This is a genomic window from Pseudoalteromonas sp. H103, assembly GCF_001469205.1.
In the GTDB taxonomy this organism is placed as follows: Bacteria; Pseudomonadota; Gammaproteobacteria; order Enterobacterales; family Alteromonadaceae; genus Pseudoalteromonas; species Pseudoalteromonas carrageenovora.
Window position 1 is genome coordinate 114,176 of the sequence record NZ_LOFG01000019.1, and the last position, 23,317, is coordinate 137,492.

19 protein-coding genes are annotated in these 23,317 nt (G+C 39.4%); 12 read left to right on the top strand and 7 right to left on the bottom strand.

The window, feature by feature from the left end; translation table 11 throughout:
* Positions 1 to 53 precede the first annotated feature (53 nt).
* The 5 genes from bioA (at position 54) to ATS74_RS17255 (ending at position 5,896) form a co-directional block, all read left to right on the top strand.
* A complete protein-coding gene (bioA, locus tag ATS74_RS17235; protein WP_058550096.1) occupies positions 54 to 1,355 on the top strand; it encodes an adenosylmethionine--8-amino-7-oxononanoate transaminase in 1,302 nt (433 codons plus the stop codon).
* Positions 1,356 to 1,513: 158 nt separating this feature from the next.
* Positions 1,514 to 2,326: a hypothetical protein gene (locus tag ATS74_RS17240; protein WP_058550097.1), complete on the top strand. Its 813-nt coding sequence runs from the start codon at positions 1,514 to 1,516 to the stop codon at positions 2,324 to 2,326.
* The gene (locus ATS74_RS17245) at positions 2,327 to 3,367 is read left to right on the top strand and encodes an extracellular solute-binding protein (RefSeq protein WP_058550098.1); all 1,041 of its coding nucleotides are present in this window, start codon (positions 2,327 to 2,329) and stop codon (positions 3,365 to 3,367) included.
* Positions 3,367 to 4,866 carry an ABC transporter permease gene (locus ATS74_RS17250; RefSeq protein WP_058550099.1) on the top strand — a complete coding sequence of 500 codons (1,500 nt, stop codon included), beginning with the start codon at positions 3,367 to 3,369 and terminating at the stop codon, positions 4,864 to 4,866. Before ATS74_RS17245 ends, ATS74_RS17250 begins: the two co-directional genes overlap by 1 nt.
* A gap of 13 nt (positions 4,867 to 4,879) precedes the next feature.
* Positions 4,880 to 5,896 carry an ABC transporter ATP-binding protein gene (locus ATS74_RS17255; protein ID WP_058550100.1) on the top strand — a complete coding sequence of 339 codons (1,017 nt, stop codon included), beginning with the start codon at positions 4,880 to 4,882 and terminating at the stop codon, positions 5,894 to 5,896.
* 63 nt (positions 5,897 to 5,959) lie between these two features.
* On the opposite strand, the gene ATS74_RS17260 is transcribed toward ATS74_RS17255, so the two are convergent.
* Positions 5,960 to 6,394: an ATP-binding protein gene (locus tag ATS74_RS17260; protein ID WP_058550101.1), complete on the bottom strand. Its 435-nt coding sequence runs from the start codon at positions 6,392 to 6,394 to the stop codon at positions 5,960 to 5,962.
* 289 nt (positions 6,395 to 6,683) lie between these two features.
* On the opposite strand from ATS74_RS17260, the gene asnS reads away from it, so the two are divergent.
* Positions 6,684 to 8,081, top strand: coding sequence for an asparagine--tRNA ligase (gene asnS / locus ATS74_RS17265; RefSeq protein ID WP_058550102.1), 1,398 nt, complete (start codon positions 6,684 to 6,686; stop codon positions 8,079 to 8,081).
* 145 nt (positions 8,082 to 8,226) lie between these two features.
* Here asnS and ATS74_RS17270 read toward each other — a convergent pair whose 3' ends face one another.
* Both ATS74_RS17270 and ATS74_RS17275 read right to left on the bottom strand, forming a co-directional pair.
* Positions 8,227 to 9,153 (bottom strand): electron transfer flavoprotein subunit alpha/FixB family protein, encoded by a 927-nt coding sequence (locus ATS74_RS17270; RefSeq protein WP_058550103.1) that lies wholly within the window; start codon positions 9,151 to 9,153, stop codon positions 8,227 to 8,229.
* Positions 9,154 to 9,903 (bottom strand): electron transfer flavoprotein subunit beta/FixA family protein, encoded by a 750-nt coding sequence (locus ATS74_RS17275; protein ID WP_058550104.1) that lies wholly within the window; start codon positions 9,901 to 9,903, stop codon positions 9,154 to 9,156. It lies immediately after the preceding gene.
* Positions 9,904 to 10,109: 206 nt separating this feature from the next.
* Between ATS74_RS17275 and ATS74_RS17280 the strand changes: the two genes are divergently transcribed.
* The 6 genes from ATS74_RS17280 (at position 10,110) to ATS74_RS17305 (ending at position 17,106) form a co-directional block, all read left to right on the top strand.
* Positions 10,110 to 11,756, top strand: a complete 1,647-nt coding sequence (locus tag ATS74_RS17280; protein WP_058550105.1) for an electron transfer flavoprotein-ubiquinone oxidoreductase — start codon at positions 10,110 to 10,112, stop codon at positions 11,754 to 11,756.
* A 133-nt stretch (positions 11,757 to 11,889) separates the two neighbouring features.
* Complete coding sequence (locus ATS74_RS17285) at positions 11,890 to 12,354, top strand: acyl-CoA thioesterase (protein ID WP_058550106.1); 465 nt, start codon at positions 11,890 to 11,892, stop codon at positions 12,352 to 12,354.
* Positions 12,355 to 12,616: 262 nt separating this feature from the next.
* Positions 12,617 to 13,186 carry an outer membrane beta-barrel protein gene (locus tag ATS74_RS17290; RefSeq protein WP_058550107.1) on the top strand — a complete coding sequence of 190 codons (570 nt, stop codon included), beginning with the start codon at positions 12,617 to 12,619 and terminating at the stop codon, positions 13,184 to 13,186.
* A 200-nt stretch (positions 13,187 to 13,386) separates the two neighbouring features.
* On the top strand, positions 13,387 to 14,091 hold the full coding sequence (tsaA, locus tag ATS74_RS17295) for a tRNA (N6-threonylcarbamoyladenosine(37)-N6)-methyltransferase TrmO (protein ID WP_058550108.1): 705 nt from the start codon (positions 13,387 to 13,389) through the stop codon (positions 14,089 to 14,091).
* Between the two features lie 88 nt (positions 14,092 to 14,179).
* The gene (locus ATS74_RS17300; protein WP_058550109.1) at positions 14,180 to 15,904 is read left to right on the top strand and encodes a proline--tRNA ligase; all 1,725 of its coding nucleotides are present in this window, start codon (positions 14,180 to 14,182) and stop codon (positions 15,902 to 15,904) included.
* A 368-nt stretch (positions 15,905 to 16,272) separates the two neighbouring features.
* On the top strand, positions 16,273 to 17,106 hold the full coding sequence (locus tag ATS74_RS17305; protein ID WP_058550110.1) for a UDP-2,3-diacylglucosamine diphosphatase: 834 nt from the start codon (positions 16,273 to 16,275) through the stop codon (positions 17,104 to 17,106).
* A 38-nt stretch (positions 17,107 to 17,144) separates the two neighbouring features.
* Here ATS74_RS17305 and ATS74_RS17310 read toward each other — a convergent pair whose 3' ends face one another.
* The 4 genes from ATS74_RS17310 to ATS74_RS17325 all read right to left on the bottom strand — a co-directional run bounded on the left by ATS74_RS17310 (position 17,145) and on the right by ATS74_RS17325 (position 23,270).
* Positions 17,145 to 20,204, bottom strand: a complete 3,060-nt coding sequence (locus ATS74_RS17310) for an ATP-binding protein (RefSeq protein WP_058550111.1) — start codon at positions 20,202 to 20,204, stop codon at positions 17,145 to 17,147.
* Between the two features lie 267 nt (positions 20,205 to 20,471).
* Complete coding sequence (locus ATS74_RS17315) at positions 20,472 to 21,680, bottom strand: ABC transporter permease (RefSeq protein WP_058550112.1); 1,209 nt, start codon at positions 21,678 to 21,680, stop codon at positions 20,472 to 20,474.
* Positions 21,673 to 22,461 carry an ABC transporter ATP-binding protein gene (locus tag ATS74_RS17320; RefSeq protein ID WP_058550113.1) on the bottom strand — a complete coding sequence of 263 codons (789 nt, stop codon included), beginning with the start codon at positions 22,459 to 22,461 and terminating at the stop codon, positions 21,673 to 21,675. Before ATS74_RS17320 ends, ATS74_RS17315 begins: the two co-directional genes overlap by 8 nt.
* Entirely contained in the window at positions 22,458 to 23,270 is an 813-nt protein-coding gene (locus ATS74_RS17325) for a DUF3025 domain-containing protein (protein WP_058550114.1), read from the bottom strand. The genes ATS74_RS17320 and ATS74_RS17325 overlap by 4 nt, the downstream gene beginning before the upstream one ends.
* Positions 23,271 to 23,317 lie beyond the last annotated feature (47 nt).

The window sequence follows — 23,317 nt, forward strand, 5'->3', positions numbered from 1 at the left end:
TCTACGTCTTGAAGTACCATTGTCAACGAAGCCCACCAAGTTAAAGTTTACATATGAATAAAAAACAAACGATTGACCTTGCTTTTGATCGTGAACACATTTGGCACCCATATACGTCTATGACTCAGCCAATCCCGGTTTACCCTGTTACCCATGCCAATCATAATTTAATTCACCTAGAAACCGGCGAGCAACTTATAGATGGCATGGCCTCATGGTGGAGCGCTATACATGGCTATAATCACCCTACTTTAAACGCCGCCATGGTTGAGCAAATCAATAGCATGAGCCACATAATGTTTGGTGGCATTACCCATAACAGCGCGGTTGAGCTATGTAAAAAGCTTGTTGCTATTACCCCTGAAAGTTTAACTAAAGTGTTTTTAGCCGATAGCGGCTCGGTAAGTGTAGAAGTGGCCATAAAAATGGCCCTGCAATATTGGCTTAGCCAAGGCATTACCACTAAACAAAAACTAATGACGCCTTATAAGGGTTACCATGGCGACACGTTTGCTGCCATGAGCGTATGCGACCCCGTTAACTCCATGCACAGTTTATACAGCGGCTTTTTACCCGAGCATATATTTGTACCTGCGCCAGTGAGTCAATTTGGTAGCAAATTTAACCAAGCAGAAGCTCAAACGCTTGAGCAATACTTTAAAGCACACCACAGCCAAGTAGCCGCTTTTATTATTGAGCCCATAGTGCAAAACGCGGGTGGTATGAACTTTTATCACCCCGATTACTTAGCCTGCGTACGTAAACTTTGTAGCTGTTATAATATACTGCTGATTTGCGACGAAATTGCCACAGGATTTGGCCGCACGGGTAAATTATTTGCTGTTGAGCACGCTGACATTGAGCCCGACATTTTATGTATTGGTAAAGCCCTTACCGGCGGCTCAATGACGCTTTCGGCAACACTTACCAGCGAAAAAATAGCAACGGGTATTAGTGAAGGCGAAGCCGGCGTTTTGATGCACGGACCTACATTTATGGGTAACCCACTCGCCTGTGCAGTGGCGTGCGCGAGTATAGATTTACTACTAAATCAAAACTGGCAACAACGTATTAGCGATATAAACACCCAATTACAACAACTTCATAAATGCAGCGAACTTAATGCAGTTGCTAATGTGCGTACCTTAGGTGCAATAGGTGTTGTTGAACTAAACGAGGCTGCTGGCAATGTTGATGTTGCTAAAATTCAGGCCTATTTTGTAGAGCAAGGTGTATGGATACGCCCATTCGGTAAACTTATTTACCTTATGCCTGCGTATATAAGTGATGCAAACAGTATAAAAACACTGTGCGATGCTATTTATAATGCAATTAAAGGTAAACATTACGCTTAATTACTGCGCTTGTTAAACTTTAAACTGTGTTTACTCGTAACTTAGCGCTGTATTTAGTGTTTTTATCTATTTAGCCAGTTTATGGTTATTGATCTCGCTGATCAATACGGATATGATAATGTCTATCATTTACAATTACCTTTATGGACTCTTCTGCAATGAATTTATTATTTAAACCAGCTAAAACCTTAGGTGCAAGCCTTTTACTTGCTTCAGCTTTTATGGCACAGCCAGCACTTGCTAATGGCCCTATTGGTGAGCATGTAAATCACCTTCAAGCTAACCTAAAAAGTTACGCTGAAGAAGTTGAATGGATGGTAGGTAAAGTGGATACCATGGTAAGCGACTACGATAAAAAAGGCGCTAAAGCGGTTAAAACTGATGATTTAATTGAATACTGGGAGTCTGTTAAGTTCCACAGCGCAATTGAAACAAACTACGTACCTGTTTACGCATCTATTTGGCAAGGTATATATGGCGTAAAAATGGCCATCGAAAATGGTAAACCAGCTGCAGAAGTACGCAAAGAGCAAGAAGCAATGAACATAGCCTTGTGGCAAGGCCTTGGTGCTGTTAAGCTTGCCGCAAAATTCCAGCAAAAAGGCTTGTTAGAAAGCGTTAAAGCAACGGCTACAGAAGAAATGACACAAAGTGCAACAATTGATGAAATTAAGCACAAGCTAGACCGAGTAGTCGCTAAATTTGCTGAACGTCTACAAGACGAAGCCACCGACATTGTTCACGATACTTACCTACACCTATTTGAAGGCGTAGAAGGTACGCTTATTGAACAAGATGCCAACTTAGTTGAAGTGCTGGAAAAAGACTTTAACGTAACACTGCCACAAGCAATTAAAAATGGTAAAAGCGTAGATGACGTACGCAATGTGGTAAGTGATATGCAAACCAAATTAGACCGCGCTAAAACGCTTATAGAAAAAGCAGAGAAGTCGCGTAAGGATGTATTTTAAGTGAAGCGTAGGACCTTTATACAAGGCCTAGCTGCGTTAGGGGTTGTTGGCTCATTGCCACTTCCTCTTTCTCGCGCACTAGCTGCCAATATAGCAAACCCTGTTTCTGTTGATGATTTACCAAAGCTTAAAGGTGAGCTCACCTTATATTTAGGCCGTGGTGAAGGCGGTTTATACGAAAACGTATTACAAGCTATTCAAAAAAGAAATCCAGACTTTAAGTTAGGCATACGCCGAGGTCCAACTGCTGCACTCGCTAATACCATTGTTGCCGAAGCTAAAGCCGGCGTTAAACGCGCTGATATATTTTGGGCTGTAGATTCTGGCGCTATTGGTTTAGTAACCGACGCTGGGCTTGCTCAAAAAATTCCTACTGATTTATCTGAGCAGTTACAGCCGCAATTTAGATACAAAGAATGGGCTCCTGTAACTGGGCGCATTAGAACATTGCCTTACAACACCTCTCGCTTAACGAAAGATCAAATTCCTACAAGTATTATGGAAATTGCCGATAGCGATTTAAGCATTGGCTGGGCGCCGGCTTATGCGTCTTTTCAATCGTTTGTAACCGCAATGAGAATTTTAGAAGGCGATGACAAAACCGCTAAATGGCTTAAAAAAGTTCAAAAGCGCTCTAAAACCTACGCCGGTGAACTGGGTGTAGTTATGGGTGTTGAACGCGGTGAAGTAGATATTGGCTTTGCTAATCACTATTACACTCTTCGCCTTAAATCAGGCAAACCGGATGCAAAACTCGATTTAGCCTTTACTCAAAACGATGCAGGATGTTTAGTTAATGCATCGGGCGTACTTGCCTTGAATGACGATCCACTTGCTACTGACTTTATGCGTTATTTACTTAGTAAAGAAGTACAAGGTTATTTAGCAACTGAAGCGTACGAAATTCCGCTTATAAATAACATTAGTCAACCCGATGGATTACCATCGCTCGCTAATATTTCACCGCCGAAGATAGATTTAACCCAATTGGCAGATTTACGACCTACCATCGATTTGATGAGAAATAACGGCGTTTTATAATGCGACTACCCGCTTCTTACCCAATGGCGCTGCTTGCAGCGCTCATTACGCTTACCCCTGTTTTTATATTAATGGTACTTGCAAGCGATGCTAGTACCGTTTTTGATAGCCATAATTTAAAAATTTTAGGAAACACCCTATCGTTAATGGGCTTAACTGTTTTAGGTTCTATTTTAATTGGTGTGCCTTTAGCTTTTATTAGTGCATATGTGCACTTGCCCTTTAAAAAATTATGGCTGGTATTTTTTGCAGCGCCACTTGCTGTACCCAGCTATATAGGTGCATTTACCTTGTATGCGGCCTTTGGCCCTGGCGGCGAAATTAATACAGTGACCGGCATAGAAACCCCTTCTATGTATGGCTTAACTGGCGCTGCCATTGTAATGACTTTGTATACCTTCCCTTTTGTAATGATGACCACCCGCTCATCGCTTTTAAGCTTAGATGCAAGCATGGTCAACGCAGCGCGTACTTTAGGTATGTCAATGACACAAAGCGTGTTTAAAGTAATATTACCGCGTGTAGTTAATGGTATTGCGGCAGGTTCTTTATTAGTTGCGCTTTATACCCTCTCTGATTTTGGTACTCCGGCGATGATGCGCCTAGATACCTTTACCCGCGTTATATACGTAGAATACAACGCCTTTGCGTTAGGCCGAGCAGCAATGCTTTCGCTGCAGCTAATGGTTATTGTTGGCTTTTTATTATTAATAGAATCACAAATAAAAACAGCCAGTGAAAAACAAGGTCGTCCGCTAATTTTATTTCCTAACAAGTGGCAGTTAAGCGCTATGTTTGTTGCCTTTGCGCCGGTGTTATTGTTAGCCATTGGTTTGCCTCTAGCCATTTTTACACTGTGGTTAGGGCGTGATGGTTTTAGCTCGTTCGATTTTAATATTGCTTGGAACTCAGCTTATGCATCAGCAATTGCCGCTGTGGTTGCCGTAATTGTAGCCGTGCCAGTTGCTCATGCTGCCCTTAGTGGCAAAGCCGGTAAAGTAATGGAGCGCGTGACTTATTTTGGTTTTGGTATTCCGGGTATAGTAATGGGTACTGCTTTGGTTTATGGCGGCTTACAACTACCGTTTTTATATCAAACGTTAGGGCTTTTAATTATTGCATATATGCTGCGTTTTTTACCGCTTGCGGTAGGCTCTGTTCGTACTAGCACAGAACACTTAGATCCTAGTTTAATTAAATCTGCCAGAGTACTAGGCGCAAGCCCACGTGAAGCCTTTACGCGTATTACATTACCGCTGACTATGCGCGGAATAATAGCAGGTGCAGCACTTGTGTTTTTAGAGTCTATGCGTGAACTTGAAGCCACTCTTTTACTTGGGCCTACAGGCTTTGAAACACTTTCAACCTACTTATGGCGTGTTTACGAAGCTGGTTATTTTGGCCGCGCTGCAATACCTGGTCTATTGTTAGTAGTGATTTCTGCGTGCGCGTTAGCTATTATGCTCACTGGCGAAAAACGCAATCAGTTAGAACATTAAGGATTTAATAACAATGCTATCTGTAAGTCAGTTGTCTATAGATTATGGCAGTAACCGTGTAGTCAGCGATTTAAATCTATCGCTTGAACAAAGTGAAATCCTTATGCTTGTCGGCCCTACAGGCTGTGGTAAGAGCACAATTTTACAAGCACTTGCTGGGCTTTTACCTATCAGCGAAGGCGAAATAAACGTCGGTAAATGGCGTGCTACGCCTAAATTAACGGTACCACCTGAAAAACGCAGTGTTGGTATGGTGTTTCAAGACTTTGCATTATTCCCGCATTTAACGGTTGAGCAAAACATTTGCTTTAGATTAAAAAATACAGCGCCTGCAGAGCGCTGGATAAAACTATTGGGTCTTGACGAATTTAGAAATAAAAAACCTGCTACGCTTTCAGGCGGTCAAAAGCAGCGTGTTGCCCTAGCCCGAACTCTTGCACACGAGCCAGACTTTGTTTTACTTGATGAGCCATTATCTAACCTAGATGCTGCACTAAAAGATATGCTGCGCTGGGATATTAGAAACGCACTTAAAGATGCCGGTGTTCCTGCAATTTGGGTAACGCACGATCAAGAAGAAGCGCTTTCTGTTGGTGATCGTGTTGGTGTTTTAAAAGCGGGTAAAATTCAGCAAATAGATACACCAGAGCGCTGCTTTAGTATTCCTAACAACCGTTTTGTTGCTCGTTTTTTAGGTGAAGCTAGCTTTATTGCCGGTAAATTTGAAAACGGACAAGCTACTACTGCTATAGGTAACGCACCAGCTCAAGGCGTTGACTGTGAAAGCGGCGATGTTGATGTACTGCTTCGCCCTGATGACGTATTACTTGTCCAAAGTAGTGTTGGTAATAATGGTGAAGTTGTATGGGTACGCTTTGAAGGTGGCAGCCGCTTGTGCGCTGTAAAACTTGCATGCTCTACTGTTGTAACAAGCCGTGTTAGCCATGAGGTTGTAGTAAACCCAGGCGATGAAGTACATGTATCACTAAGTACATCACACCCACTTGCAGTTTATACAAAAGCTAGCTAGTAGCACTTAAAAACTAAAAAAGCCCATATGTATGGGCTTTTTAAATTAAAACGTTAACGCAAATCACCACTCAAACATGTACGCCATTTTACTTATGGTTTTAAGCGGCACATTATGTGAGTTACGCTTAGCGTATAAATGCTGCATAGATTTGTCTTTTACTTCACCTACGATCACTTCTTTTACTTGATACCCTAGAGCAACAGCAGCTTGTGAATACGCGATAAATTCCCACTTTTTAATATTAGTATTATCAACTATGACTAATGGAATATTTTGTGCGAGTGCATTAATAAAACGAGCCAAGTTTAAATTATGGTATTGCGAGAGCCTAAATTTATCGAAGTGGTATTCGCCTTGCTCATTTATAAAGTAGTCGTCGGTTGAACAAATTAGATATTGGCTTTCGTCAACACCACCTAGTTCGTCAGCAAGGTTTTGCGCGTAATAAGACTTACCGCTTCCTGGTAGTCCTCGTAAAATAAAAACTTGTTTCATGGCATCCGTTTCTAAGTAAAAGGCAACGTTAAAGAGTTTAAAAACTTATAATGCCACAAAATCGTTAAATTTCAGAGCATCAAATTACAAACTTGATCATTTTTGCTTTAAAAATGGCTAAAAATAAAGCGCATTGATAAAAACTTTTAAAGAGTTGCCCACAATAGTTTTTTTATTTGAGTTAACTAGGTAAGATACAGGGTTCAAGTGCAGCAACGTTTATGCAATTAATGCCAATGTGCTGCGCACAGTTAAATAAAGTTAGGCAACTTATATCATTGGAGTGAAGATGAGCCATTTAGCGATTTCAGAGCTATTAAAAGGCAACGTTGCGGTAGACAGCCAAGTTACAATTAAAGGCTGGATCCGTACTCGCCGCGATTCAAAAGCAGGAATATCATTTTTAGCCGTTCATGACGGTTCGTGTTTTGATCCTATTCAAGCGGTAGTTCCTAATTCACTGAATAATTATGATGAAGTTACTAGCTTAACAGCCGGTTGTTCTGTATCGGTTACTGGTGTTTTAGTTCAATCTGCTGGCCAAGGTCAATCATTTGAAATTCAAGCTAATTCTGTAACAGTTTTAGGTTGGGTAGAAAACCCAGATTCTTACCCAATGTCGGCAAAACGCCACAGCATTGAGTACTTACGTGAGCACGCTCACCTTCGCCCTCGTACAAATATGATTGGCGCGGTAACACGTGTACGTAACTGTTTAGCACAAGCTATTCACCGTTTTTATCACGAACAAGGTTTTTACTGGATCAGCACACCTATTATCACAGCAAGTGACTGTGAAGGCGCTGGTGAAATGTTCCGTGTATCTACACTTGATATGCAAAACTTACCGCGTACAGATAAAGGCGATGTTGATTACAGCGAAGATTTCTTTGGTAAAGAAGCATTCCTGACTGTATCTGGCCAGTTAAACGGCGAAACCTACGCATCAGCAATGTCAAAAATTTATACATTTGGCCCAACTTTCCGTGCTGAGAATTCAAATACTTCTCGTCACTTAGCTGAGTTTTGGATGGTTGAACCTGAAGTAGCATTTGCTGATTTAGAAGATATCGCAAAACTTGCAGAAAACATGCTTAAGTATGTATTTAAAGCCGTACTTGAAGAGCGCCGTGACGACATGGAATTTTTTGCACAACGTGTAGAAAAAACTGCAATCACTCGCCTTGAAGAGTTTGTAGATAAAGACTTTGCACAAGTTGATTACACTGACGCTGTTGAAATCCTTAAAACATGTGGCAAAAAGTTTGAGTACGCTGTTGAATGGGGTGTTGATTTACAGTCTGAGCACGAGCGTTACTTAGCAGAAGAGCACTTTAAAGCGCCTGTAGTTATTAAAAACTACCCGCGTGATATTAAAGCGTTTTACATGCGCCAAAACGAAGACGGCAAAACAGTTGCAGCAATGGATGTTGTAGCACCTGGCATTGGTGAGATCATTGGTGGTTCGCAACGTGAAGAACGCCTTGACGTACTTGATGCTCGTTTGGACGAAATGGGCTTAAACAAAGAAGATTACAGCTGGTACCGCGATTTACGTAAATACGGTAGTGTGCCACATTCTGGCTTTGGTTTAGGCTTTGAACGCTTAGTTGCATACGTAACAGGTATGGGTAACGTACGTGATGTTATTGCCTTCCCTCGTACTAAAGGCAGCGCAACTTACTAAACCCTTATTTAATAAGTTGTTTAGAAACATTAAAAACCAGCCAATTGGCTGGTTTTTTTGTGTCTATATTTTACCGTATAAAAAAGCCGCAGCACTCAAAGAGCACCACGGCTTTCAACCAGAATATATTTTGCTTAATTAAGCGCTATAAAGCACCTTCAAGCTGAGGTAGCACTTCAAATAAGTCAGCTACTAGGCCGTAATCTGCTACTTGGAATATTGGCGCATCAGGATCTTTATTAATTGCGACAATCACTTTTGAGTCTTTCATACCTGCTAAGTGCTGAATAGCACCGCTAATACCTACTGCAATATATAAGTTAGGCGCCACAATTTTACCTGTTTGCCCTACTTGCATATCGTTAGGTACAAAGCCTGCATCGACGGCTGCGCGCGATGCACCAATAGCGGCACCTAGTTTATCGGCAATGCCATTTAATAACGCAAAATTTTCGCCATTTTGCATACCACGACCGCCAGATATAACCACCTCTGCAGCAGTAAGCTCTGGGCGCTCTGATTCAGTTTGCTCAACGCTTACAAACATACTTAACTGTGAGTCCGATACCGTATCTAAAGTATTAATACTTACCGCGGCTTGCTCGCCTTGTAAATCAAAGCTACTTGCGCGTACGGTAATAACCTTTTTAGCATCAAGTGATTTAACTGTCGCAATAGCGTTACCTGCATAAATTGGGCGTTTAAACGTATCGGCATCTATTACATCAATTATTTCTGAAATTTGAGCCACATCTAAAAGCGCTGCAACGCGTGGCATAAAGTTTTTTCCCGTGGTAGTGGCGCTTGCCACAATATGACTGTAGTTATCAGCAAGGCTCAATACCAAGTCTGTCATGCTTTCAGCTAGTTGATGCTCATAAACAGCGTTGTCTGCTGTAAGTACCGCATTAACACCCGCAATACTCGCTAGCTTTTCGCTCATAGTGCTTATATTTAAACCTGCAACAAGTACATCTACGTCTAAGCCTAATTTAACAGCGGCATTAATTGTTTTTGAGGTTTCTGGTTTTAAGGCACCGTTATCGTGCTCTGCAATTACAAGTGTTTTCATTTAAATCACCTTTGCCTCTGTCTTAAGTTTTTCTACAAGCTGTGCTACATCTTCTACAATAATGCCACCGCTGCGTTTAGCTGGCTCTTCTACGCTTACAAGTTGTATGCGCGGCGCTAAATCAACGCCTAACGAGTCAGCTGCAATTACTTCAAGCGGCTTACGCTTTGCTTTCATTATATTTGGCAGTGATGCATAGCGAGGCTCATTTAAGCGTAAGTCAGTAGTAACAATAGCTGGTAAGCTAAGTGCTACCGTTTGCAGGCCGCCATCAACTTCACGCGTTACGTTTACTTTGTTATTTTCAATAACAACTTTTGATGCAAACGTACCTTGCCCACGATTTGTTAAGGCAGCAAGCATTTGCCCCGTTTGGTTATTATCGGAATCGATAGACTGTTTACCTAAAATAACCAGCTCAGGTGCTTCTTGTTCAACAATTTTTGCAAGGAGCTTAGCAATATGAAGTGACTCTAATTTTTCATCGGTTTCGATGTGAATTGCTTTGTCGGCACCTAACGCAAGAGCAGTACGTAACTGCTCTTGTGAGGCTTTAGCGCCAATGGTTACGGCAATTACTTCTGTTGCTGTGCCCGCTTCTTTTAAGCGTATAGCTTCTTCAATTGCAATTTCGCAAAATGGGTTGATTGCCATTTTTACGTTAGCTAAATCAACATCGCTATTATCGCTTTTAACGCGAGCTTTTACGTTGTAGTCGATAACTCTTTTTATTGGTACGAGAACTTTCATAGGAACTCCATAATTATTTAAACCTACAAGGTAACGCGCACGTCAACCTATTTATTTTATGAAATCAGACTACTTCCTGTTGACGTAAACGTCAACCTAAAATAACCTTAAACTATTCACAGCCTGTAACGTTTAATGTGCAAGTATTAAAAAGGCTGCATTGCTTATCTAATTTAGCTAAGCCCGTCATTGATTGAGAGGTTATTATGGTCGAACGTGAAACCATGGAATTTGATGTAGTAATTGTAGGAGCAGGCCCAGCTGGTCTAGCTAGTGCAATTAAACTCGCGCAATTAGCACAAGAAAAACAACAAGAGTGCATGATTTGCGTAGTAGAAAAAGGCTCTGAAGTGGGTGCACATGTACTCTCAGGAGCCGTATTTGAAACAAAGGCGCTTGATGAGCTACTGCCAAATTGGCAAGAATTGGGTGCGCCTGTTTCAACTAAAGTAACTAACGATGAAATCTACTGGTTTAATAACGAGCAAAAAGCGACATCAATCCCCCACTTCGCTACACCTAAAACATTTCATAATGATGGTAACTACATTGTTTCTATGGGTAATGTATGTCGATGGCTTGCAGAGCAGGCTGAAGGTTTAGGCGTTGAAATATTCCCAGGCTTTAGCGCGCATTCGTTAATTATTGAAGATGAAGCCGTTAAAGGCATTATTACTGGCGATATGGGAGTCGATAAAGACGGTAACGAGAAAGACGGTTACATGCCAGGTATGGAACTGCGTGCTAAATACACTATTTTTGCTGAAGGCTGTCGAGGCCATTTAGGTAAACAGCTTATAAACCAGTTTGCACTGGATGCCGATGCATCTCCTCAGCATTACGGTTTGGGCTTTAAAGAAATTTGGCAAATTGATGAAAGCAAACATGAGCTTGGTAAAGTTGTTCATGGTACGGGTTGGCCATTTGCTGGCGACACCAACGGTGGTGCATTTATGTATCACAGTGAAAATAACCAAGTTGTGGTTGGCCTAATAGTTGACCTAAATTATTCAAACCCGCATTTAAGTCCGTTTGATGAGTTTCAACGAATGAAACATCACCCTGTATTTAAAAACGTACTTGAAGGCGGTGATCGTATTGCTTATGGCGCACGAGCAATTGCAAAAGGTGGCTTACATTCGCTACCTAAAATGAACTTTGCGGGTGGCTTATTAGTAGGATGTAATGCAGGCACGCTCAATTTTGCTAAAATTAAGGGCAACCATACCGCTATGAAATCGGGAATGGTAGCTGCACAAGTCATTTTTGATGCACTACAAAATAATATGGCTAATACTGATTTAACCGAGTTTAAAACGGCATTTGAAAATTCGTGGGCATATAAAGAGCTATATCAATCACGCAACTTCGGCCCAGCAATGCACAAACTCGGAAAATTTGTAGGCGGTGCTTATAATACGCTTGATCAAAACATTTTTAACGGCGGTTTGCCGTTTACTTTTAAAGATAATACACCCGATCATGCTACTCTTGTTGACGCTAAAGCGGCTGCAAAAATTAACTACCCTAAACCAGATGCAAAGCTGAGCTTTGATAAAAGCTCCAGTGTATTTTTATCAAACACAAACCACGAAGAATCCCAGCCATGTCATTTAAAATTAAAAGATGCAGCCATCCCTATTTCTGTGAACTTAGTTAAATTTGATGAACCCGCACAGCGCTACTGCCCAGCTGGTGTATACGAAGTGCAAGAAATTGAAGGTGCAAACCAGTTTGTGATCAATGCGCAAAACTGTGTGCACTGTAAAACCTGCGATATTAAAGATCCGAGCCAAAATATTACTTGGGTTACACCAGAAGGCGCTGGTGGCCCTAACTACCCTAATATGTAACTATTTTATGCACAAAGGTGCATTAAAAACGTATCTTTTACATATAAATTATAAACCTATCCTAAATTGCAGGGGCTTCGGCCCCTTTTTTACGGTATGCTCATAGATAAGTTTAATAAAGTGAGTATTTAATATGCCGTCGTCAAAAGTTGTTTTTCGTTTTTTAGCCGAGCCTACCGATGTAAACTTTGGTGGTAAAGTCCACGGAGGAGCTGTAATGAAGTGGATTGACCAAGCTGGATATGCCTGTGCTGCTGGTTGGAGTGGCCATTATTGTGTAACCGTATCGGTTGCTGGTGTTAAATTTAGACGACCTATTTTAGTAGGCCAAATTGTAGAAGTAGAAGCTAAAATTGCCCATACAGGCAGAAGTAGCATGCAAATATTTATACAAGTTCGCTGTGGCGATCCTAAAACACAAAATATGGTTGAAACAAACCACTGTGTTATTAGCTTTATTGCTATGGACGAAACCGGTTACCCAATAGAAGTGCCATCATTTAAAGCCGTTACTGAAGAAGATATTAAATTAGAAAACTACGCTATAAAAATGAAAGAGATTGCGATAGAAACTGAAAACCTACTTCATAAAGTATAAATAAGCTTTATTAAGTATGTACCCAATAGGTATGTAAAAAACTCATAATGTTTTGTAAAACATACAACTAAGATTAGAAAACAAAAACATCTAAAAGTTCAATGTGATTACAAAACACCCTAAACGTCATATTTATTAGTACTTAAGTACTTGGTATGGCGTTTTTTTATGCTCTTTTAAACTTGGCACGCTCGCTGCAACTAAGTAATTGTCGTTTGATGAGTTTAATCAAACATTTATATTATTTTAAAGGAGCTATTCAATGATTAAAACACTTTCTCTTTCTGCACTTGCTTTAGCAACAATGGGTTTTAACTCTGCAGCACACGCTGATATTGCCGATTTCGATTCTCCTCGTATTTACACCGGTATTGGTTACGGACAATATTCTTTTGAGTTTGAAGATAGCGACAACGACACTGACTTCGATGATGATGCGCAAATGCTTAAAGGTTACATCGGTACACAATTTAACGAATATTTAAGCTTAGAACTTGCTTATCAAAACTTTGATGAAGTAAGCGATATTGACAGTAAAGCTGAAATTGATGGTGTATCACTAGCTGCACGCCTAGGTTTACCGATTAGCGAAAGCTTCTCTGTATACGCTAAAGGTGGTTGGTTTGAATGGGATGCAGACTACGAACAAGAACTACCTGTAGGCAGCATTTCAACTTCTCAAGATGGCGGTGATGTATTTTATGGTGCAGGTATTGAATACGCACTTACAACAAATGTTCAATTTCGTTTAGAGTACGAGCGTTACAAACTTGATGATGATATTGACCCAGATATGGATGTTGCATCTGTTTCAGTTCAGTACATGTTTTAATAATATTTAACGTGTATATAAGAGGTAAGCTTAGGCTTACCTTTTTTTGTTTTGTAACCCTTCTAATAATATTATAAACCAATCAGTCTATTTGATTCGTTTAAACCAGTAGGTCTATAAATAATTAACTTGTTGTCATTAATGCCATAACTACTAAATAAAGGTAGAATAACGCCCTATTTTATTTTTACCTGAGAACTATGAGCGATTACAGCATTTCGGCGATAGGCCATATTCAATCTCCATACAAACAAAAATTTGCCATTCCTAGGCAACCTCGATTAGTACCAGAGGCTAAAGCGAAACTTGTGTTTACTGCTGATTTTAATCGTGAAGAGTTTGTACGTGGTATTGATGAATTCACTCATATTTGGCTTCTATTTAGGTTTCATGAAACCGCAGATAAGGGCTACTCAGCAATGGTACGCCCTCCTCGATTAGGCGGTAATGAGCGAAAAGGCGTGTTTGCTACCCGCGCTACATTTAGACCTAACGCTATAGGTATGAGCGCTGTAAAGCTAGAAGGGATTGAATATAAAAATGGACAGCTTAGTTTATTACTTGCAGGCATTGATTTACTCGATGGCACGCCAATAATAGATATAAAACCCTACCTACCCTATTCAGATGCGATGCATGACGCCAGTGCAGGCTTTGCAGATACACGCCCAGAAACACAAATGAGTGTGGAGTTTACGCCTGAAGTTACCTCTTTTATTGAGCAGCAAACGCAATACCCAGATTTGCACAACTTTATTAGTAATGTTTTAAAACAAGATCCGCGCCCTGCCTATAAAAAACAAAAAGATGGCGAGCAGAGCTATGGAATGACTTTGTATAATTATAATATTCGCTGGCAAGTCAATGGCGAACATAACGTAGTAACAAGTATAGAAAAAAGCTAAATAACTCACTTAGCGCTTTAGTGTAAAAGCATCCGCTGGTAAACTTAAGCTCTATTAAAAGAACATATTACTCTATTTCGGAAAAATAATGCGTACCAGTCAATATATACTCGCAACACTTAAAGAAACGCCATCAGATGCTGAAATTGTATCGCATCAGTTAATGCTTAGAGCCGGTATGATCCGTCGCGTCGCTTCGGGTTTATACACTTGGTTACCCTCTGGTTTACGTGTACTTCGTAAAGTAGAAAACATTGTACGTGAAGAAATGGACAATGCAGGCGCGATAGAAATGCTAATGCCTGTTATTCAACCTGCAGATTTATGGGAAGAGTCAGGTCGTTGGAATGAATTTGGTCCTGAGCTTATGCGTTTTACAGACCGTCACAACCGTACATTTGCACTTGGTCCAACGCACGAAGAAGTAATAACTGATTTTGTTCGCAAAGAAATAAGCAGCTACAAGCAGTTACCTATTACATTATACCAAGTACAAACTAAAGTACGCGACGAGCGACGCCCTCGTTTTGGTGTTATGCGTGCCCGTGAATTTACAATGAAAGATGCATACTCTTTTCACTTAAGTGAAGAGTGTTTAGATGCAACTTATCAAGCAATGCACAAAGCATATTGTAATATTTTTGAGCGTTTAGGCCTTGACTACCGTCCTGTTATCGCGGATACAGGTTCAATTGGTGGCAGTGTTTCTCACGAGTTTCACGTACTTGCTGAGTCAGGCGAAGATGCAATTGCATTTAGTGATGGCAGCGATTATGCCGCTAACATTGAAAAAGCAGAAGCACTTGCTCCCACTGATCCTCGCCCAGAAGCAAGCAAAGAGCTAAAAGCATTCCCTACTCCAGATGCTAAAACTATTAATGAGCTTAAAAAACATTACGGTGTAAAACCTCATCGTGGCGTTAAAACGTTAATTGTTTATGGTACGCCTGATGAAAACGAAGTACGTGGTTTAGTGGCACTTGTACTTCGTGGCGATCATGATTTAAATGAACTAAAAGCTGAAAAGCACCCACTTGTTGACTCGCCTCTTGAAATGGCAACAGAAGCAGACATCGTTGAAGCTATTGGCGCAAAACCAGGTTCACTTGGCCCTGTTGGTTTATCAATGCCTATTATTGTTGATAGAACAGCAAATGTAATGGCTGATTTTGTAGCCGGCGCTAATAAAGATGACGAACACTTTAGCGGTATTAACTGGGATCGTGATGTAACTAACTACGAAGTTGCAGATATCCGTAATATTGTTGAAGGTGATGCAAGCCCATGTGGTCAAGGTAACCTTCAAATCAAACGTGGTATTGAAGTAGGCCATATTTTCCAGCTAGGGACTAAATACTCAGAAGCGATGAAAGCCGGCGTATTAAACGAAGGTGGTAAAAACCAAGTAATGACTATGGGTTGTTACGGTATTGGTGTATCTCGAATTGTTGCTGCTGCTATTGAGCAAAACAATGATGATTACGGTATTAAATGGCCGCAACCTATTGCACCATTTGATTTAGCAATCGTACCAATGAATATGCATAAGTCACATCGTATCCCTGATATTGCTAATAATCTTTACCAAGGTTTAAAAGATGCAGGTTTAGACGTGTTATTTGACGATCGTAAAGAGCGCCCTGGTGTTATGTTTAATGACATGGAATTAATTGGTGTGCCTTATACACTGGTTATTGGCGAGCGTAACCTTGACGAAAATAAAGTCGAGCTTAAAAACCGTCATACCGGCGAAAAACTTATGGTTGATATAGACACAGCAGTTGAAGTTATTAAGGTTACCGTAAAAGGTTAATTAATAGTTTAACGAGCCTATAAACAGATAGCCGCTTTAATTAGCGGCTTTTTTATTTTAATTTTTTGCGTGTAATACCAATTCGCTTAATTAAGTGATCTATTTTGAGAATGGAAAAACGTGTAGATAGCCAGGAAAAAATTCGCTATTTAGATGTTCTCGGCAATTGCTCCTGCATTGCTCTACCTTCTGCATCCATGCAGTCGTGAATGAGAATTTTTTAACGCAGTTAGCGATACCTTTAGCCCCGCAAAATGATTAAGTATTATTGCGGATTGGTATAATGTCATGCAGGCTTAGCCAAAGTGTCTTATAAATGTCACGCGCCTTATCTAAAGTGGATAATTATTCCACTATGGGGAAAGGACATGACAGAGCAATTAAACGCAAACAAGCAGCACTATCCTGCGGTATGGATCTCCGACGTACACCTAGGTTTTAAAGATTGTAAAGCAGAATACCTGCTAGATTTTTTAAACTCAATTGAATGCGATACGCTTTATTTAGTCGGTGATATTGTTGATTTATGGTCGATGAAACGCCAGTTTTATTGGCATCCTTCCCACTACCAAGTACTTAACTGTATACAACAAAAAGCACTGGATGGAACGCGTGTAATTTACATCCCTGGTAACCACGACGAAACGTTTAGACACTATGTGGACCAAACAATTTTTGGTGTAGAAGTCCATCAGCAATATATTCATACCACTAAAGCAAATAAGCGTTTTTTACTGGTTCATGGTGATGATTTTGATATTGCTACCCGCTATAACAAACTCATTAGTATTGCTGGAGATGCAGGCTATGACTTTTTATTATTTTTAAATCGCTGGACTAATCGAATTCGTAAAGTATTTGGTGGTAATTACTATTCACTCGCAGCCTATATAAAAGCGCGTGTACATAAAGCCCGCGAGGCAATTGCAGCCTTTGAAGATGCGGCTATTCACGAAGCTAAAAAGCAAAAGGTGGATGGTATTATTTGTGGTCATATCCATCACCCTAAAATTAAGGTTGAAGATGACATAGTGTATTGCAACGATGGCGATTGGATAGAAAGCTGTACAGCCCTAGTAGAGCAGCAAAACGGTAAAATAGAGTTGCTGCATTGGTCAGACACGCAAAAAGTATTAGAGAGTGCAGATGTAACGAGCATAGTTACACCTACAGCAGTTAAACCGAATAAGTCAGCGGCTTAACCGATGACTTATTAAAAATAAATTGCCTATCGAAAATACTAATTCAACCAGGTTATTAACCTCTCTTTTAGTGTTTTTGGTTTTATAGGCTTGGTAATATAGTCGTTCATACCTGCTGCAATACAGCGCTCTCTATCACCTTCCATAGCACTTGCTGTCATCGCTATTATTGGCACATGAATGTAATTAATGCCGGCTTTAGCGTTACGTATTTCACTTGTTGCATCGTAGCCATTTAAGTTAGGCATTTGACAGTCCATTAATACTAAGTCTATGTGTTGGCCTTCATTAAATTTAAGCGCGTCAATGGCTTCAAGGCCGTCAGATGCACATGTAATATTAATTTTAGTACGCTTTAAAATGGCTTTGGCCACTTCAATGTTTATCATGTTGTCATCAACAAGCAGTACATGATAAGCCGATAAATCAGGCTCAGATAATTCTTCCTCGAGAGTTTTAGGTGGGGTTAAAACAAACTCTTTACTGGCACCAAATAAGCTTGCCAATTTATAGGTAAATTGATCTTGAGTAAGCGGCTTATTAAGAATATGGCTATGCTCTGGGAATACCTTTTTAGATTGCTTATTCATGACCATATCACGCAAAATGAGTACATAGCGTTTATCATGTTGCTTACAAAAGTTTATTAATGCATCTACTTGTGGGTGTTCATCATCAATAATTAATAAATCAGCGTCAAAGGCTTCATGCTCGCTAAAGTAATCGAGCCTTATTATTTTATCTTCATCAACCTTACAGGTTTGTAATAATAGGTCAGTAACGTTATTAAACACGTTATCGCGCGCAATTAACGCAGCTACATTAATACTTGTTGAAAGCTCAATGCCCGTGTTTAATTTTTTCTGGGCGGCTACATGAAGTTCTACTGTAGCTGTAAATGTACTCCCCGCACCTTTCTCACTCGTGACAGTAATATTGCCGCCCATTAACTGTGCTAATTTTTTACAAATAGATAAACCTAAGCCGGTTCCACCAAAATGCCTCGTGGTACTAGAGTCTTCTTGGGTAAATACTTCAAATAACTTATTGAGATTTTCTGGCGCAATACCTATACCAGTATCTTTAATTGTAAAACTCATTAGCAGCTTTGAATCAGTAATATACTTAGACGATAAGGTTAAACTTACCTCCCCTTTATGCGTAAATTTAAACGCGTTATTTACTAAGTTTATCAAAATTTGCTTTAGGCGATGGCTATCACCAATAACCATTCTATCAACCACATTTTTAGTATCTAAAAATACTTCAAGACCTTTACGTTGCCCTTGCAGCGCAAGCGATGTGATCATGTCACTACAAACCGTAACCACATCAAATGTGTGATTATCTATATCCAGCTTACCGGCTTCTATTTTAGAAAAATCTAAAATATCATTTATTAAATTCATTAAAGAATTAGCACTACTATTAGCTAGTTTTAAGTAATGATGTTGCTGGTCGGTAAGACTATCTTCTTTAAGCATTTCTAACATGCCTAGTACGCCGTTCATCGGAGTGCGTATTTCGTGCGATATATTAGCAACAAAATCGCTTTTAGCTTGGCTTGCAGCAAGCGCCTGATCAATTGCTCGCTCAAGCTCTACTGTGCGCTGTGATACCTTTAACTCTAGGGTATTATTTAAACCTTCAAGCTCAGATTGAATATTTTTTAACGAACTTATATTTCTTAAAATGGCCGCCACTTGGTAACGATTATTAAATACATCAAAAATACTACTAAGGGTAATAGAGTAAAATTGTTTACTACCAAACCCATCGGTGTAGGTTGCTTCAAAAGGCATTTTAACGCCGTCGGTAATTGTATCTTGTATGCAATTTTTATCTGTATCGCTTAACTCAAAGAGTGACGTAAAACTAACGTTCTCCCCTTTTAAATTAGTACCAAAAACATCGCGCGCTGTATTATTAAAATTAACAATTACACCGGTTTGCTCGATTGTAAAAATGGCATCGAGCGAATTTTCAATCACTTTATTATTTTGCTCTTTTAAAGAGTGAATAAGTAATTTTCGGTTAATAAAGCGCTGGTATAAAATGGTGATTACTAAAAATATGCTAAAAAATACCACCAGCATAGTTATAAAGTTATCTCGTCTTTTACTCACTTTAGCTAGTAGGTGCTCAGTATTAACACTCACAGCCAGTTCTAGCGGAAGCATAGCTATATTGCCGCTAAATGTGATGCGTTTTTTTAAAGTGTAAAATGCAGGGTACTCGTTAAAAGGCAGTGTGCCATCTGCATCCATGGTACCTGAGGCTGTAAATTCTTCATCCCATGTTTTTGCTTTATTAAACTCAAAACCAAATCTTAAATCGGGATTTGGATGATACAAAAATTCACCCTCGTTATTCATCAAGTAAATTTGTGTCCCTTGTGGGGATTCAACCGTTAAACTTTTTATTAAGTTTTCGGCAAAATAGTTTGTTACTAAAATAGCAAACACTTGTTTTTGTTCGTCAAATACTGGTTTAGCAACTCGAAAAGTACTTACATAAGGCTTTTGAATTTGCCCATTTTCGCGGTTGTAATTAATTGGTGAAATGTAAACGCTTTTGTCATCCAACATGCTTGTTTTAATTATATATTCACGCTCGCCTTTTTTTTGTAACTGCGAGCCCTGTAACCTTATAATTTCACCTAATTGATTACGGTCCACCCTTACTATTTCTTGCCCGCCATCCGCGAGCATAATATAACGAGCCTGCAGTATGCTTTCATCAGTCCGCATAAAGCCGCTAAAAATACTGGCTAAACGAGTTTGCCAAACATCAATAGGCGTGCCCAATAATGGATCGATATATTTATTTTCAGAAGCACGCGAAATGCCTTGAATAGGAGGTGTTGCATCTAAAAACCTAATTGCATTAACGCTATCTTGTAGATGCTTTTTTAAAGAGAGGCTTTTAAGTTCAAGCTCGCGCTTAAGTTCAGTTTGCGCTGTATGGTAAATATCACTTCTAACGTTTTTTTCAAATATATACAAAGCAGGTAACGCAATCAGCAAAAACAACCCTGCTGCAACCACAATTAATTTATTACTTTTTGCAACATTCAAAAAAACATTCCTTTTTAACATTTACCTTCGCCACCAGATTCTACTCGCTACAGTATAGTGTATTAAAAGTTAAAAAGGACCCCAAAACTAATTTGTTATTGTTATTAATTTTAATGTTTTTACCTATTAAAGTACTAAAGGATGAGTTTAATTTTTAGAGCACAAAGAGTATGAATTTTAAGTGAATATTTGGATTGGTTAGCGCTTGAATACATGCGTTAATTTTAGTGACTAATTAAAAAATGAGGTAGCCTGGCTACCTCATTTACATTTTATAATATTGGCTTTCTATCTAAAAAGAACGTCTTCTCTATTAAACCATTTTACACAAAATGCTAGCAGCGCACCGGCTATCAACGCCGTAGCCAAAAATATTAAGCCTACAAAAGTGTAATCAACGGTGCCTTTAATTATATCTTTAATTGCTAAAGCAACATTAGTAACAGGAATAAACGCAGTTTTAGCGGTTAGCTCCATATTAGGTAATATTGAAATTATAATAGGAAAGAATACCCCCATACTTAGCGGAGCCATATAATTTTGAGCTTCTTTAAACGTACGTGCATAGATAGATATAGCTAATGCTAATGATGAAAAAATTGCAGCCAAAGGTAGCAGCAATACAAATATCATTAGTAAATCGGTTACTGCTAAAGAACTAAAAGCCGTTTTAATCACATCTAAATCTGCAAACGCTAATGCTAACGCAACCCAACAGCCCATACTGAGTACTGTTATTGTTGTGGACGCTATAGAAGTCGTTAACAGCGTTATAAATTTACCAAGTACTAACTCAGTACGAGTAATAGGGGTAAGCAGAAGAGTTTCTAGTGTGCCACGCTCTTTTTCACCAGCGCCTAAATCTATAGCTGGATAAGTCGCCCCCATTAATACAAGAGGGATAAGTAAGTAAGGTAAAAAGCCACCCATTTTCTCGCCTAAGTTTTCACGCTTATCTGCGGTATCAACTTTTATTACATCAACTGGATTTAACAGCGCTGCGTGGGCTGACATATCAATACCAAAGCTAATTAATTGTTCTTTTTGTAAATTGTCGCTGTATTCCTTAGCCAGCTCTTTTACACGTTCAAACAAAAAGTTAATAGATTTTGAATCGTTAAATACCACTTGCCATTTACTTTGCTTTTCGTCATTTAACGTTTGTTTGGCATCACTGGGTAAATAGATCCCCATATCGATATCACCAGCAATAACACCCGCTTTAAGCTCTTCAATAGTATTAAACGTTTTGCTGCCTTTATATAACTCAAAACTTTTGTGGTAAAACACTTTATCTGTAAATTCTTGTGCATACTCACCATTAATAATTACGTATGTATTTACTTTTTGATCAGCATCAAGCGCAGCTTGTGAGCTTATAAATGCCATTACTGCAAATAGTAGTGGAAATATAACAACGGGCAACGCTACAACAAACAATAAGGTTTTTTTGTCACGAAGGAGTTCTTTTAATTCCTTTTTAAATACTTCAAACATCTTGTTTCTCCGTTAATATATTTATAAATGCTTGATTAAGCTCTTCACTATTACCTGCTTTTTTAAATTCATCTACTGTGCCATCAAAACAACTTACGCCTTCATTTATAACCGCTACTCGGTCACATAAAAGTGCAACTTCATCTAAATGGTGAGTTGAGAAAATAACAGGTGTGCCCTGCTCTTTTAAGCCTTTAATAAAATTTATAACCGTTTGTGTAGTCATTATATCAAGGCCAGTTGTTGGTTCATCAAGCACTACCACATCAGGATGATGAACTACCGCACGAGCTATATTTGCTTTTTGCTTCATACCTGTTGAGAGGTTTTCTGCGCGTTTATCAATAAATTTGTGCATATCGAGCATGGTAAACAGCTCTTCACAACGCGATGCTATGTCTTTTTTACTCATCCCATGGAGTTTTGCAAAGTACTCTATGTTTTCTTTTACGGTTAAGCGGCCGTACAACCCTGTAGATCCTGATAAAAAGCCGATTGATTTGCGCCCTAGCAATGGTTTTTTTACTATGTCGTTTCCCGCTATAGTAATAGAGCCTTCATCTGGTTTCAGTGCGGTTGATAACATGCGTAGTGTTGTTGTTTTACCCGCACCATTTGGACCTAATAAACCAAGCACTTCACCTTTAGCACAACTAAAGCTTACATTACGAACAGAGTGAAAATAGTCTTTGTCTTCACGTGGGTCGATATCGTCGACTTTGTTTTTTTTATGATCTTTGGTTAACTTAAATTTCTTTTTAAGCCCAGCGATTTCTATCATGTTCGTATCCTTCGTTTCGCTCTAAAATAGTCTGTATTGTCGTAAAATGACGCGTCTTGATTTTCATCATGCCAACCTGGCACACCTAATAAAGGCAAAGGTGAAAGCTGTTTGTTATCAGCTAAACAGTTGTTAGTATTAATCATCTCATAAAGGGCTTGGTCTAGGTACTGATATTGAGTAACTAAATCTTTACAAAATATTTCATCGGGCATACATACAAACAACGCTTTACCCGTTAACCCTATATAAGGCTTAGTAAGCATTTCGTAATTTGCATGACCAAACATGAACGGCTTTATTGTTTTACCCCACTCGCTTTTATTATCAACAAAAGCAGTTTTCCATTGGTGCTCGCGAAGTAGCTCAATCCACTTTGTGTCGCTAATGGCTAATACAACGCCGCATTCATCAAATAAAGTAAGTGCATTTCTGTGTTTGGTACGCTTTTGTAGCCCATATTGCGCTATATCTTGCACGTGACGTTGGTTGATCAGTGCCTTAGTTTTTGGGAATAAACACCAAATAAAACCACCAAATAAGTCATGCCAATTTTCTGCACGAGTTGGCACTACACCCGTTTCAAAAATAACCTGCTCATAATACCTATCGCCAAAATCTACTTTTGAGTCGTCTTCAAAGCTAATAGCAATATTATTAGCATTAATCGCTTTTAAAAAAGGAGAAAACCACTGAGGTGCAGGCCAATTAGCTAGTTCGTCTACTTTAAATAGCTCACGTAAGTGCGAAAATGCGCCTGTTTGTAAACTACTCACTTGCCATTGCTCTGGAGGAGTAAAGCGTTTCATTTGTACCTTTAACAATTTATACCTTTAATTTACGGGAAGTTTACCGC

Bases quoted from the DNA above. Each gene is read 5' to 3' on its own strand.
- bioA (WP_058550096.1), top strand. From the start codon at position 54: ATGAATAAAAAACAAACGATTGACCTTGCTTTTGATCGTGAACACATT.
- ATS74_RS17240 (WP_058550097.1), top strand. From the start codon at position 1,514: ATGAATTTATTATTTAAACCAGCTAAAACCTTAGGTGCAAGCCTTTTA.
- ATS74_RS17250 (WP_058550099.1), top strand. From the start codon at position 3,367: ATGCGACTACCCGCTTCTTACCCAATGGCGCTGCTTGCAGCGCTCATT.
- ATS74_RS17255 (WP_058550100.1), top strand. From the start codon at position 4,880: ATGCTATCTGTAAGTCAGTTGTCTATAGATTATGGCAGTAACCGTGTA.
- ATS74_RS17260 (WP_058550101.1), bottom strand. From the start codon at position 6,394: ATGAAACAAGTTTTTATTTTACGAGGACTACCAGGAAGCGGTAAGTCT.
- asnS (WP_058550102.1), top strand. From the start codon at position 6,684: ATGAGCCATTTAGCGATTTCAGAGCTATTAAAAGGCAACGTTGCGGTA.
- ATS74_RS17270 (WP_058550103.1), bottom strand. From the start codon at position 9,153: ATGAAAACACTTGTAATTGCAGAGCACGATAACGGTGCCTTAAAACCA.
- ATS74_RS17275 (WP_058550104.1), bottom strand. From the start codon at position 9,903: ATGAAAGTTCTCGTACCAATAAAAAGAGTTATCGACTACAACGTAAAA.
- ATS74_RS17280 (WP_058550105.1), top strand. From the start codon at position 10,110: ATGGTCGAACGTGAAACCATGGAATTTGATGTAGTAATTGTAGGAGCA.
- ATS74_RS17285 (WP_058550106.1), top strand. From the start codon at position 11,890: ATGCCGTCGTCAAAAGTTGTTTTTCGTTTTTTAGCCGAGCCTACCGAT.
- ATS74_RS17290 (WP_058550107.1), top strand. From the start codon at position 12,617: ATGATTAAAACACTTTCTCTTTCTGCACTTGCTTTAGCAACAATGGGT.
- tsaA (WP_058550108.1), top strand. From the start codon at position 13,387: ATGAGCGATTACAGCATTTCGGCGATAGGCCATATTCAATCTCCATAC.
- ATS74_RS17300 (WP_058550109.1), top strand. From the start codon at position 14,180: ATGCGTACCAGTCAATATATACTCGCAACACTTAAAGAAACGCCATCA.
- ATS74_RS17305 (WP_058550110.1), top strand. From the start codon at position 16,273: ATGACAGAGCAATTAAACGCAAACAAGCAGCACTATCCTGCGGTATGG.
- ATS74_RS17310 (WP_058550111.1), bottom strand. From the start codon at position 20,204: ATGTTAAAAAGGAATGTTTTTTTGAATGTTGCAAAAAGTAATAAATTA.
- ATS74_RS17315 (WP_058550112.1), bottom strand. From the start codon at position 21,680: ATGTTTGAAGTATTTAAAAAGGAATTAAAAGAACTCCTTCGTGACAAA.
- ATS74_RS17320 (WP_058550113.1), bottom strand. From the start codon at position 22,461: ATGATAGAAATCGCTGGGCTTAAAAAGAAATTTAAGTTAACCAAAGAT.
- ATS74_RS17325 (WP_058550114.1), bottom strand. From the start codon at position 23,270: ATGAAACGCTTTACTCCTCCAGAGCAATGGCAAGTGAGTAGTTTACAA.